13 protein-coding genes are annotated in these 12,815 nt (G+C 54.6%); 5 read left to right on the top strand and 8 right to left on the bottom strand.

Translation table 11 applies throughout. The annotated features are described in order from the left end of the window. Positions 1-67 precede the first annotated feature (67 nt). Complete coding sequence (aroC, locus tag G565_RS0105400) at positions 68-1,171, top strand: chorismate synthase (protein WP_028670032.1); 1,104 nt, start codon at positions 68-70, stop codon at positions 1,169-1,171. A 47-nt stretch (positions 1,172-1,218) separates the two neighbouring features. Beyond that, a complete protein-coding gene (locus G565_RS23085; protein ID WP_051207385.1) occupies positions 1,219-1,602 on the top strand; it encodes a DUF2914 domain-containing protein in 384 nt (127 codons plus the stop codon). On the opposite strand, the gene G565_RS23080 is transcribed toward G565_RS23085, so the two are convergent. The 3 genes from G565_RS23080 to G565_RS0105380 all read right to left on the bottom strand — a co-directional run bounded on the left by G565_RS23080 (position 1,580) and on the right by G565_RS0105380 (position 5,448). Beyond that, positions 1,580-2,740, bottom strand: coding sequence for a cation diffusion facilitator family transporter (locus G565_RS23080; RefSeq protein WP_051207383.1), 1,161 nt, complete (start codon positions 2,738-2,740; stop codon positions 1,580-1,582). The genes G565_RS23085 and G565_RS23080 overlap by 23 nt on opposite strands. Then, entirely contained in the window at positions 2,737-3,414 is a 678-nt protein-coding gene (locus G565_RS0105385) for a TrmH family RNA methyltransferase (RefSeq protein ID WP_028670031.1), read from the bottom strand. Before G565_RS0105385 ends, G565_RS23080 begins: the two co-directional genes overlap by 4 nt. A 192-nt stretch (positions 3,415-3,606) precedes the next feature. After that, positions 3,607-5,448: a beta-ketoacyl synthase gene (locus G565_RS0105380; protein WP_028670030.1), complete on the bottom strand. Its 1,842-nt coding sequence runs from the start codon at positions 5,446-5,448 to the stop codon at positions 3,607-3,609. Positions 5,449-5,582: 134 nt separating this feature from the next. Between G565_RS0105380 and G565_RS0105375 the strand changes: the two genes are divergently transcribed. Further along, positions 5,583-6,557: a GlxA family transcriptional regulator gene (locus G565_RS0105375; protein ID WP_028670029.1), complete on the top strand. Its 975-nt coding sequence runs from the start codon at positions 5,583-5,585 to the stop codon at positions 6,555-6,557. Here G565_RS0105375 and G565_RS0105370 read toward each other — a convergent pair. The 3 genes from G565_RS0105370 to arsC are packed head-to-tail and all read right to left on the bottom strand — an operon-like array spanning position 6,554 to position 7,904. Beyond that, a complete protein-coding gene (locus G565_RS0105370; protein WP_028670028.1) occupies positions 6,554-6,967 on the bottom strand; it encodes a DUF2069 domain-containing protein in 414 nt (137 codons plus the stop codon). The two genes, G565_RS0105375 and G565_RS0105370, sit on opposite strands and share 4 nt — an antisense overlap. Continuing rightward, complete coding sequence (gene wrbA, locus G565_RS0105365; protein ID WP_028670027.1) at positions 6,957-7,556, bottom strand: NAD(P)H:quinone oxidoreductase; 600 nt, start codon at positions 7,554-7,556, stop codon at positions 6,957-6,959. Before wrbA ends, G565_RS0105370 begins: the two co-directional genes overlap by 11 nt. After that, positions 7,557-7,904, bottom strand: a complete 348-nt coding sequence (gene arsC, locus G565_RS0105360) for an arsenate reductase (glutaredoxin) (RefSeq protein ID WP_028670026.1) — start codon at positions 7,902-7,904, stop codon at positions 7,557-7,559. It abuts the gene before it with no gap. An 81-nt stretch (positions 7,905-7,985) separates the two neighbouring features. Between arsC and G565_RS0105355 the strand changes: the two genes are divergently transcribed. Further along, positions 7,986-8,534 carry a sugar O-acetyltransferase gene (locus tag G565_RS0105355; protein WP_028670025.1) on the top strand — a complete coding sequence of 183 codons (549 nt, stop codon included), beginning with the start codon at positions 7,986-7,988 and terminating at the stop codon, positions 8,532-8,534. 20 nt (positions 8,535-8,554) lie between these two features. Here G565_RS0105355 and G565_RS0105350 read toward each other — a convergent pair whose 3' ends face one another. Next, a complete protein-coding gene (locus tag G565_RS0105350) occupies positions 8,555-8,899 on the bottom strand; it encodes a hypothetical protein (RefSeq protein WP_028670024.1) in 345 nt (114 codons plus the stop codon). Then, the gene (locus G565_RS0105345; protein WP_028670023.1) at positions 8,896-10,092 is read right to left on the bottom strand and encodes a DesA family fatty acid desaturase; all 1,197 of its coding nucleotides are present in this window, start codon (positions 10,090-10,092) and stop codon (positions 8,896-8,898) included. The genes G565_RS0105350 and G565_RS0105345 overlap by 4 nt, the downstream gene beginning before the upstream one ends. A 275-nt stretch (positions 10,093-10,367) precedes the next feature. Here G565_RS0105345 and G565_RS0105340 point away from each other — a divergent pair, with 275 nt between their 5' ends. After that, positions 10,368-12,806, top strand: coding sequence for a c-type cytochrome (locus G565_RS0105340; protein ID WP_028670022.1), 2,439 nt, complete (start codon positions 10,368-10,370; stop codon positions 12,804-12,806). Positions 12,807-12,815: the final 9 nt, after the last annotated feature.

The raw sequence follows: 12,815 nt of genomic DNA, 5'->3' as shown, positions 1-12,815 counted from the left end.
TGGTGATCGCAACCGCACAATTTTGTGGCCTGCATACAGGCCTGTATTAATGGAGTGACACACGCACATGTCTGGAAATACGTTTGGCACCTTGTTTACCGTCACTACCTTTGGCGAAAGTCACGGACCAGCGCTGGGTGCCATAGTTGATGGTTGCCCGCCCGGGCTGACATTGGACGAAGCCACACTGCAACGGGATCTGGATCGTCGCAAACCCGGAACCAGCCGGTACACCACTCAGCGCCGTGAAGATGACTCTGTACGTATTCTTAGTGGTGTTTTTGAAGGCCGTACGACAGGCACACCGATTGGCCTGATGATTGAAAACACCAATCAGCGCAGTAATGACTACAGCGATATCATGAACACCTACCGGCCAGCGCACGCCGACTACGGGTACGATCAGAAATACGGCTTCCGGGATTATCGCGGTGGTGGTCGCAGTTCAGCGCGCGAGACCGCCATGCGCGTTGCAGCGGGTGCTATCGCTAAACAGTACCTTGCCCTAAAAGGCATTCAAATTCAGGGGTACCTAAGTCAGTTGGGGCCGATTAAAGCCGAGAGAATCGACTGGAGTGCGGTTGAAACCAACCCGTTTTTCTGCCCGGACCCGGATAAGGTACCGGAAATGGAAGCCTATATGCAGGCCCTGCGCAAGGAAGGTGACTCTATTGGTGCGCGCATCAGTGTGCGGGCCACCGGACTGATGCCAGGCCTGGGGGAACCCATTTTTGATCGTCTGGATGCCGACCTGGCCCATGCGCTGATGAGCATTAACGCTGTCAAAGGAGTGGAGATAGGTGATGGCTTCGATGTGATCAATCAGAAGGGCAGTCATCATCGCGATGAATTGACGCCGCAAGGGTTTCTCAGCAACCACGCAGGTGGAATCGTCGGTGGGCTTTCAACAGGCCAGGCCATTGAGGCGCATATTGCGTTGAAGCCAACCTCAAGTATTACCGTGCCGGGCAAAAGCATCACGCGTAATGGCGAGTCAATTGAAATGATCACCAAGGGGCGTCATGATCCGTGTGTCGGCATTCGTGCCGTGCCCATTGCAGAGGCTATGATGGCTATTGTGCTAATGGACCATCTGCTGCGCCACCGGGCACAAAACGCAGACGTTGTACCACCGTTGCCTCCCATTCCCGGGCAGGCATTGGGTAACTGAAGGGTGCTGGGAAGTGACACCCAGCCATGATGAAACGGGAGTTGATAATGACAGTAACCAGAAAGCTGATGGTCGCCATGATGGTCTTAGCAATGGCGGGCTCGGCAATCGCTGATGTCGCCAGAAGCCATTTTACCCGTGGTATCACAGATCGGGAGCCCGTTGATCACCTGACGACAGCCAGCAATATCAGCCCGTTGTTCTTTTTCACTGAGCTGGTGGATATGGCCGGTGCTGAAGTCACCCATCGCTGGCGATTTGAGGGTCAGATTATGGCGGACGTTACTTTTCAGGTAGATGGAGCCCGCTGGCGAGTTTACTCTAGCAAGGAACTGTTGCCTGAATGGAATGGCTTATGGACCGTTGAGGTACTGGGATCCGAAGGCACTATTCTTACGCGCGACAGCATCAGCGTTCTGATCGATCGGTAGTATGGAGCCGGGTGCTCAGGGTGATGGCATTGACCCAGGGCACTTCCCGGACGATGGCATCGCATTTCGCCTGCCAGCCTTCTACCGACTGCTCAGGCAATACGGTCAGTTCCAGGGTGGTTTGCTGTTGATGGTAGTGAATGTTCAGGCTGTCATAGCCACGAATATCTCGCTCGTAGAGTAGGTTCTCGATAGCCGGACGCAAGGGCGCCAATGGCGCTGATTCGGTGTCGGGCAGATCCGGTTCGTGGTCGATGTGCAAGGTCACGTCAGTGACGTCACTGAATTTTTCCTTGATGGAGCGCAAGGCCCATTCATTGATTTGATGCCCTTCCGACACGCTCAGATACCCCCCCACCTGGATATGAGCATCAATGAAAATGCTCGGCCCCATCATTCTCGTACGCAGCATGTGTACGTCTTTCACGCCGGGCACCGAAGCCAGTACATTCACAAATGCCTGTTGCTGTTCGGGGGCGACGCCCCGGTCGACCAGGTCTTGGAGGGCGTTCCAGGTAAGCGTAATGCCCATGTGACCAATTAAGCCGGCCACACCAACGGCCGCGATGATCTCAACCGTTGGATAGCCGAGAATTGTCGCCACGACGCCGACTAAAACGACCAGCGACGACAAACTGTCCGAACGAGCGTGCCAGGCGTTGGCGGCCAGTAAGGGCGAGCGTGCCCGGCGTGACTGGAACAGGGCGTAGTGAAACAAGCCTTCTTTCAAGGCCAGGGCGATAAGAATGGTGATCAGGGCGGCTATGCTGGGTTCCGGGCGGGTATCTGCGAAAAATAGATGGATGCTCTCGTAGGCGATGCCTGCCGCAACCGCCAACAGCAGCCCGCCCAACATGACCGTTCCCAGCGTTTCAAAGCGAGCATGGCCATAGGGATGCTCAGCATCGGCGTCGTGGTGCGAGACCTTGGCCAGAATGATCAGCGGCACATCTGCTGCCAGGTCACTGAGGCTGTGCATGGCATCCGCGATCAGGGCCGGAGATTTGACGCTGACGCCAACCACGATTTTGATTACGAACGCGATGGCATCGACAACGACACAAATCCAGTTGGTGCGGTCGATGACTTTTTTTCGTGCTTCACGACTCAGTATGGGCTGGTCATTAGTGGTGGTCATGCGCGTCCCCGGTATGCTGCGTCGGTCGGTGGAATTAGGTCGCCATCCTCATCCAGTTCAGGGTAGGGTAGCTCGTTCCGGTCACAATACCTGGCCATTTTAGGCTGTGCCCAGCGAAACAGAGTGCGATGGTAATGTTCATCTTCAGCAACAGGCCGCTGGTAGTGGCCCCGGGCTTGTCGCTGGTGCAGAGCTTCCTGCAGAATGATGGCGGCCGCAACTGAGACATTATAGCTTTCGACCATACCCATCATCGGAATCGTTAAGTGCACATCGGCAGCGGCGCTGGCCGTCTCACTCAGCCCGTATTTTTCTGCTCCCATCACCAGTGCGAACGGTTGAGTATAGTCAGCGTCGCGATAGTTGATGGCTCGCTCAGACCATTGGGCGGCGAAGAGGGTCAGACCCTGGTCTCGGGCGGCCTGCAATGCGGCTTCGATGCTGGGATGACCAATCGAGGTGACAAAGCGGGAGCTGCCCCCGGCGGTATGATGGTAGACCAGTTTTCCGCGGGCCGGTTGCACCATATGCACTGTCGTGATGCCAACGGCATCGGCGGTACGTAGCATGGCGGAAATATTTTGCGCTTTGTGAACCTGGTCAGTTACCAGTGCCATATCCGGCTGACGCTGTTGCAGGACGGTCTTGAATTTGTCAAAACGGGAACGGCTCATGGTGTTGTATCGGGTTAACTGGATTTAGTCCGGAGTATACCTGAGTCGACCCGGAACATGGATGGTCTTGCGGAATCGATGACTGCTCAGTCATCGATTCCGCAAGATAAGCAAACATCACATTTTTAGTTATCGTGTTTGGGGCAAGGCAGGATGTCTGTTTTCAACAACCTGTAAGCGCGCTGCAGCCGGTTAGCGGATGAACGGATTCGCCGTCGGTAAATCGATCGCATTTTTGAACTGGCTCAAGGTCAGACGATCGCGCCCGAATGTGAGGTCCTGATCAGACATGACTGACTCACCGAACGAGTACATCACTTGCAGCCCTTTCTCGCGGGTGTCGGCATCGTACTGCTGCTGTGCCTCGCTGACAGCCTCATTGCGATGTTGCCACTCGGTAATGGCCCGTTCGCCATGCCGCTTTGTCATTAGCGACAGGGTACTGGCTGGCGATAGGATCAGTGCACTGGCATTGTTGCCACCAAAGCCCTTTGAATTGATCAGGGTGCCCAGCATGTCTGCTCCCTGGTTGCCCGCATAGTGGTGGTTCATCAATATGTTGAGATGCGATTGGTGCACGTCGTCAGCGATGTGATCGATGGTGCGAATACCGGGGATCCAGCCTTCAGCCCAAACACCAAGCGCCGCCGTTAGTTGGTCACCGGCGGCGGCGCCCTGAGAATGCCCGATGTACGATTTAATGGCTGAAACAGGCCAGCCCTCAATGCCAAAGGTTTTGGCAACCTCGTTGAAGATGTGCGATTCGGTGACCCGGTTCTGGGGGGTTCCCGTGCCATGGGCCATCACGAAGGTGCGTTGCAGGCCAGCATCACCCAGTATGGCTCGTGCCAGAGACGTGGCCTTGGCCAGGGTAATGTAATTGCCAATGCCGGGACCGGATATGGATTTCTTGTTGGCATCGGCATTGACGAAGACATCGGCGACGCTGCCGTATATCGTTGCGCCGGTTTCCAGTGCGAGATCATCGTCCATCAGTACGACAAACTGGCTTGATTCCGCCATGGTAAAACCGGCGTTGGACGAAAACGGGCGGCAAGCACGACGGTTGTCGGCGACATCACTATTGTCGAGCTGTCTAAGCTGTTCATCTTCTGCCAGTGCGCCCATGATTCGAAATCCTTCCATGATTTCAGGAACCACCGGTGCTTCTGAATTGCCCACAATGGCGACCCGGCACCGACCTGCTTCGATGTCGGCAATACCCTGTCGCAGGTTGTACAAAAAAGTGGCGCAGGCACCGGCATTGGAACCGGTGTTGCCGACGCTGTTGAGAATGTAGCTGTTGATGAAATCGGCTGTCATCTGGGGCATCGACAGCGGCATCATCTTTGATGTGATTCGATTGCCCATTAACGGTGCCTGATATAACCCTTTCAGACCTGCCTGATCCATTTGAGAAACGGACGAGCCCGCATAGACCGAGACCTGATCCGGGTGGATTCGATCCAAAACCGATTGCCAGGGCATACCCAGTGAACGCATGGCATCGGAGGCTCCGTACACCGCCATTTGCAGGCCCCGGGGGTGGTGTGCCGCATTGTAATAATCAGCCGGGTTAAAGCCATCAGGCAAGGTGCCTGCAGAAGACACTTTGGACGGGTATGTTTCAGGCAGCAACACAGCCATGTCCCGGTCTACCAGCACGTCGACCGGGTCGGTCGTGGTATCGGTAACCTGCCAGCCAGCCGGTAGTGGTTTAGGTAATTGCGATCGTTTTAATTGAAAGCGCAAGCCATCAGGTTGTTTTAAAGTCGCTTTGCGGTGCGTTGGCACCGCGTCGGGATTGAAATGGCTGGCTGGGTTAATGCGACGGATCAGTGTGCCGTCGAGCAACGACTGATGATCTCCACTTGCCGGGTCACGCTTCATCAGGCGAGACAAATCCTGCCAGGTTGCGGCCATCTGACGGTCATCGAGTGCATCGTGCACCATACGACGGTAGGCGTGATGCAGGGATACTCGACCGGCGGGGTTGATACCTCCAAATCCGGTGATGACGGGAAGCTTTTTCATGGTTTAGCGCCTGTGATTCGTTCGCTCAAAGTCAATGCGCATGACTATAGTGTCAGAACCAACTCTAAGGTATTACTATTAGGCCTAATAATGTTATTTATGAGCCATCGAGCCTATTTTGAGAGACTCAACCCATGAAAATTGCCTTTGCAGTCTGTGATCAGGCGCTGATGACCGGTATTGCACTGCCATTGGAGATGTTTTATGCCGCCAGCAGGCATCGGGTGCGCCACCGGCGACAGCAAAACCTGACGCTGCAAGTGGTCGGCGATACAGGACCGGTGGCTCTGACCGGAGGTCTTCGAATTGTCCCGGATACCACCTTTGCGCAAGCCGATCAGGCTGACCTGGTGTTTGTACCACCGTTATGGGGGACACCCTGGCCGGTGTTGCAAGGCGGTCAGTCGTTACAGCGTTGGCTGGCAAAGCAATACCAGGCCGGGGCTCGACTGGCGGCTACCGGGACCGGGGTGGGTCATCTGGCGGAGGCCGGGCTGCTGCGGGGCCGGGTGGCCACGACACATTGGTACTATCTGAATCGCTTTGCCAGCCGTTACCCGGATATCCGCTTTGAAGGGCATCATTTTGTGACTCACGATGACGGTATTTATTGCGCCGGTTCCATCAACTCCCAGACTGACCTGGTGTTGTTTCTGATTGAACAGACCTTTGGCGAGGAAGCATTGGCTCTGGTAGAACGGCAATTCATGCATGAGTTGAAGCGCACGTTTTCAACGCCGTATTTCGAGCCGGGTGGAGCCATTCATCATGATGAGGGCGTCAGCCTGGTGCAGGCATGGGTGCGGCAGCATTTGGCCGAAGACATCACCGTAGTTACTCTGGCTGGGTTGCTCGATCAGTCTGTGCGAAATTTCAGCCGCCGGTTCTCTCAGGCGACAGGAGAAAGCCCAATGGAGTATGTACAGCGTTTGCGTCTTGAATACGCCCGGGAACTGCTGCGCGACACCAACCTGACCGTCGCCGAGGTGGCTGAACTCAGTGGTTATCGTAACCCGGCTTATTTCGGGAAGATTTTCCGACTAAAACTGTCGCTGACTCCCGGTGCCTATCGTAAGGTGGTGCGCAGCAAGGTATTTGCAGCCGGTTAACCCGACTGTTCTTTTTTGGCTCGCGCTTTGGCCGCTTTTTTGAGCGGGCGCAGCCAGACTATCGCGTAAATGAAGGTAGTGAGGGTGGTGCCGGTGAGCAGTAGCCCGGCGATCAGTCCGCGTGGGGAGAACGCAATCACAATACCGTAGATCAGGTAGCCCAATAACAGGAAACTCATCCAGCTAACGCCGCCCGGTGTCGGACGCAAGGCCATCAGGATAACCATGAGCAACGGCAGGCTCACAAAGAAACCGATTACCAGGCAGGAGGCAACCCATTCGCCGGTTGGCATACTGCCAAATGCCGGTCCGTACAGGAACGCACCGGCATAGATGCTTAGCATCATGAGCCAGTAGCTGGTGCGCAGACGTCGGTTCAGGTTGACCGTCTGTGCTGTTTCATTCGTCATGTTGGCTTACCTTGAGTGCAAGTTGTGCCAGACGCTTGCCCTGGTGCCTGGCTAGCTGTCTAACGTCGTCCGTGAGGGGCCGGTGCGATGGTCCGGCCACGTGAGAACTGCCATAGGGCGTGCCGCCCTGAAAACCATCATGCAGGGATTTTTCAGTGAATGGCAAACCGGTAATGATCATACCGTGGTGCAGCAGTGGGATCATCATCGACAACAAGGTCGACTCCTGACCGCCGTGAGGGGTGGTTGTACTGGTGAATACGCCGGCGGGCTTTCCAACTAGCTTGCCGGATACCCACAACGAGGAGCTTTGTTCAAGAAAGTATTTCAGTGAAGCAGCCATGTTGCCGAAGCGGCCGGGTGAGCCCAGCGCCAGACCATGGCAGTTGGCCAGGTCATCAAGTGTGCAAAACAGCGGGCCCTCATCTGGAATGTCGGAGCCCGGCGCTTCACTGTCAGCGCGCACCGCAGGCACGGTTCGCAGCCGTGATTCTATGCCCGCAACCTGATCAACTCCCTCAGCAATGGCTTGCGCCAGTTGCGCCAGGCTGCCGTGGCGGCTGTAATACAAAATCAGCAAATAGGGCACTTACAGAATCTCCTGAATGGACTCTGGCGGACGGCCAATACGCGCCCCTTTATCAGTAACAAGAATGGGGCGCTCCAGCAATTTTGGGAACCTGGCCAAAGCATCGAGAATGTCTTGTTCGCCACTGCTGCTGTTGAGTCCGGCTATCTTGTATTCGGCTTCCTTGCGACGCAAAACTTCGGCGGCAGTGATCCCTAGCTGAGTGATCAGCGTTTGCAGCTCAGCTACCGACAATGGTTCGTTAAGATACAATCTGACCCGGTAATCGACGCCTGCATCGTCAAGCAACGTCTTGGCCTCCCTGGATTTGGAACAACGCGGGTTGTGATACAAGACGGCAGTGGTCATGGCGGATATCCTGTCTGTTCAAAAGGGGGAGTGTAATGAGTAAATCATCAGAGCGACACCATTGGGCTCAAAGGACAGGCAATGACTGAACTTGAGAAAATGCGCGGTAGTGCCGTATTCAATCCGCTTGACCCGGAACTGCGCCAACTGCGATTTCAGGCCCGGGAACGTTGCGCTCGCTTTGCCCATGCGCCAACTCCAGGCAATTTACGGCGTTTGACTACGTTGTTCGATCACTGTGGTCAGCACACCTTTATCGAGCCGGGCGTGCAAGTGGATTATGGAACCCAGGTCAGGCTAGCGGACCGGGTTTATCTGAATTTTGGCTGTGTGTTGCTGGACAGTACCTGGATTGAGATAGGGCAGGGCAGCATGCTCGGGCCTGGTGTTCATTTGTATACCGTCTCACATCCATTGGCGGCATCGGAACGCGCGCGGGGTGATCAGTTCGCACAACCCATTAGGCTCGGTATGAACGTATGGGTGGGTGGGCAAGCGATCATTTTACCGGGTGTGACTATAGGTGATAATGCCGTTGTTGCTGCCGGGTCTGTCGTGCGGGAATCAGTACCAGCGAATACTCTGGTAGCCGGAAACCCGGCTTGCCGGGTTAAAGAGCTGCCTGACTAGTGGACCACCAGGTCAGCTCATTAACGTTCAGGCGTCAGTTCATACAAGCACTCAATCTCGTTCTGGTGCCACATCGCGGCTTCCGCACCTCGATCAACGCCCCGGTAAACGCCCAGAGTCGAGAGTTTCTGAAAGAAACCGGGGCGAGGTATCGGTTCTTTGCCGTTTTGTATCACCAGAGAGGCTTTCTGGGGCCGACCAAGCCGTGCATCATCTTCCTGAATCGCCTCCAGCAGGGCAGCCAGCGCCTGAATCTGCCCGGGTGGTGTAAGGCCAATGGCATCAGCAACGGCCTTATAGGTCGCGGTTAAACGGCGCAGGCGAAGGCCTTCCAGTACATGAAGCAGGGCGTTGGTATCTGTCATCGAGCGTTCATCGGCGCCGGTTGCAACGTGTACTGGCGAAGCATGGCTGAAAATTCTGACAGCGCTTCAACACCGGCGGCGTCGGCTTTCTCGCACCAGGCTTTGAACGCGGTCATCAGTTCATCGCGCGATCGGGTGCGCAGCGACCAGATATGATTGAGTTCTTCTTTGAGCGTATGCAAGGTGCGCAACTCAGGGTGCTTTTCAAAAAAACCGTTCATCCAGTCGTGACGGGCATCATCCCAGTGCTCCTGGTTTTCAGACAGCCACATTACCAGGCGACGATAATGCGCCCCGGCTGATGCCTTGATGCGTCGGTCCTCGCGAATCGTTCGCCGCAACACCTGACGCTTGAACTGAGCCATGATGCGGAACCGGTCATTAGCTGCTGCCACGGCTGTATCCGCATCAATCAGAGATTTACTGGCCACTTTGTGCACCACGGGGCCACGTCGGACATCCCACGCTAGCCCCAGTAATTGAAGCGTTCGAATGTAGAACCAGCCAATGTCGAATTCATACCAACGCGATGACAGCCTTGCTGAATTGGGGTAGGTGTGGTGATTATTGTGCAGTTCCTCACCGCCAATAAAGGCGGCAATGGGGATCAGATTGCGTGCAGCGTCCGGGCTTTCAAAATTTCGGTATCCCCAGTAATGCGCGAGACCATTGATAACGCCAGCAGCCCAAATTGGGATCCATAGCATCTGCACGGCCCAGATTGTCAGGCCCACTGGCCCAAACAGAGCGATGTTGATGGCGGCCATCAGCGCGATGCCCGCCCAGTTACCAAACCGATGACTGTAGACGTTACGCTCCAGCCAATCGTCTGGAGTGCCATTGCCAAAGCGCGACAGGGTGGAGGTGTCAGCGGCTCGTTTGTAGAGTTCTGAGCCTTCCAGCATCACTTTCTTTATTCCCAGTACCTGGGGGCTGTGGGGGTCCTGCTCGGTCTCACAGGTTGCATGGTGGCGGCGGTGAATCGCGGTCCATTCTTTGGTTTTGATCGAGGTGGTCAGCCACAGCCAGAACCGAAAGGCGTGTTTGACCACAGGGTGCAATTGCAGCGCTCTGTGGGCTGAATGCCTGTGTAGATAGACGGTGACGCCGATGATGGTAATGTGTGTCAGGATCAGTGTGTACACTACTGGGTGCCACCACTGCCAGTGCAATAGGCCCGTTGCCAAGGACATTCGTGTTTCCTCTTCAAATCCAATCGTCAGTATAGAGCGGGCAATCAGTGGCTCCAACCCCGGCCGCTTTCATTTCACCGACTGATGACAGAAACGCGGCAATAAGCGACGTTCAGGGTCACTCTTGCGAATAACGACACAGATTTACTTTGTGACGCGCGTCACACATGTCGTAAATTGTAAAGAGAGTGTGAAGCCGTTCCGCTTGCGCCTCCGCCTTTATTGTTATGTTCGCCAGATAACCAATAGCCCCCCGGTTGGCTGGAGCAAACAGTATGGAATCGCAACAATCAAACATTGATGTTATGGGTTGGACCCGAAGAGTCGGGGGATTGGCCATGGCCGTTCTGCTGACTTTACTGGTCGGGTGCTCCCAGGACTTTGACGGTGATGACACCGCCGCCCGTTCGCTGAACGAGGCAGGCAAGTCGCTTTATGCCAAGGAATGCGCCTCCTGCCACGGTGGCAGTGGTGCGGGTGGCTCTGGCGGGCCTCTCGTCGGCTGTGCGTCCTGCGGCAGCACTGACTCCCTGATGGCAAAAATCAAGAAAGACATGCCCAGTGCCGGAAGCCCTCTGCGCGGACAAAATGCGCAAGACGTCGCCGAGTATGTCTTTGTGGCGTTTAACGAATCTACCCGCGGTACTGTTGATCGGGCCATTCCTGGTGTTGCCACACTGACCCCGAGCGAGGCCGTATATAAGTTGGCTTTTGAACTGGCCGGACGACTCCCCGAACCAGAAGAAATTACCCGGTTTTCTGAAAGCCTTGAGGGTGAGCGGGAAGTGGTGGCAGGCTTTATGGAAGAAGACTATTTCTATGAACGCCTGAAAGATGTGTTTAACGACAGTTTTCAGACGGATGAATACCGTCGGACCAACGGTGGTCGCCCGGATGAAGTATACAATCGGGATGTTAATGATAACGACAACCAAAACATATTTGACGGTATGGATTGGTACGACCGCGTCCTGGATCCAGACAATAATGACATGGCAGACTTTCCGCTCAGCGAAGGCTATTTGCGTCATTTTTCCGATGAAGCGTTGTCTCGTAAGCCTCTGCTGTTTGTTGAGTTTCTAGCACGTAACGACCGCGACTTTCGCGAACTCGTTAGCGGTAAATATACGGTTGCTAATGCCTTTTCCTGGCATGCATTTGCCGGAGACACTGATCGGCCCAACATAAGATCAGTTGATCCTGATGCTTCTGCTGGCAATGGTGCACTCCCGGTACTACCTGAGCCTGAGTGGGATTCATGGCCCAATGTCGAATCGTTGAATAGCTATCTTGATGTGGCGGATTTGGTCGGCCGTGATACAAACGGGAACTCAACCAGAACAAATGGTAATTTGACCGCCCAGTACGTGATGGAAGCCTTCCCCTACGATCCGCGTGATATTCGAGCTGTGCAGCTGTACTACAATGATGTGGGAGGCAATGTTAAAAACTCTGGCGTCCCTCACTCTGGTGTACTGACGGATCTGGTTTTCCTGAATAAATTCACGGCCATGGACACCAATCGCCATCGTCATCGTGCCCGCATGGTGTACTGGTTCTTTGGTGGTAAGGATCTATTGGCGATTGAAGGTAATCGCGATGTCGCTGCGTTGGAATTAGACGAAGCTTCCAATGAGTCGGTGGGGATCGTTGACCCAACTAAAACTAACTCGGATTGTATTGTCTGTCATAAAATCATGGACCCAGTCGCTGAAGCGTTCAGCCATTTCCGCCTCGATGGTGTCTATCAGACCGATGAAGAACTAGACGTGCTAGACCAGGGTGAAGTTCCATTGACCCCGGGCGTTCAAGTAGGCTGGTCACAGTTCGGTGCCGGATATGATGAATTCAGCACCAGCAATAACTACAACGGCCGGGAAGTCCAATGGTTAGGTGAGACCATCGCACAGGATGCCGCCTATGCTCGTGGTATCAGTCAGATTGTGGTGCGCGGGTTGATTGGACAGCCTATTATGGGTACACCAAATCCTGACTCACCTCAGGCCTATCGTGATGCCTATGCTCAGCAGGCCCGCTTGATTACCAATGCAGCCTCTGAGTTTTCTGCCTCTGGCTATGACATCAAAGAGCTGGTTTTTGCGATCACCAAGAGTGGTTATTACCGTGCTCGCGGGCTGTATCAGCCTGGTATGTCGGACCAATACGACAGTCTTGGTACGTCACGACTGATACCTGCCCATCTGTTGAATCAGAAGTTGCGGGCGATTAATTCGGGCGGCTGGCGCAGTACAGTCAATCTCTATTCGCGTACGGGTCGTCGGTTTATGGGTGGTAAAGACTCCCGCGAAGTCATGGAAGACGCCGATTCAGCCAGTGGCATTATCGCGACACTGACTCAGGCAATGGCTGTAGAAGAGTCTTGCGATGTTGTTCGAAATGAGTTCAGGGAAACAAGATCCGAACGCAACTTGTTCCGTCTGGTAGAAACATCGACTGATCTGGAAAGTGACTCGGGTATTAACCGGCGGTCTGAAGCTTTGGCCATTCGCACCACCATTCAGTCTCTTTATCTGGCATTACTGCATGAAGAAGTAGAGCTTGACAGTGAAGATGTGGACATCGCCTTCGAATTGTTCAGAACCGTCGTAACCGAGGAGATTGAGTCCGGTTGCAACGTATCGAGTAATGCCGAGCACGCCTGGTTTGCAGTGCTGGTGTATCTGATGAACGACTATCGCTTTATTTACGGATAAGGGTCACCC

The organism is Saccharospirillum impatiens DSM 12546 (assembly GCF_000423605.1).
Lineage (GTDB): Bacteria > Pseudomonadota > Gammaproteobacteria > Pseudomonadales > Natronospirillaceae > Saccharospirillum > Saccharospirillum impatiens.
The sequence above is the reverse complement of the archived record's forward strand: the minus strand, read 5'-3'. Positions and strand labels throughout refer to the sequence as shown.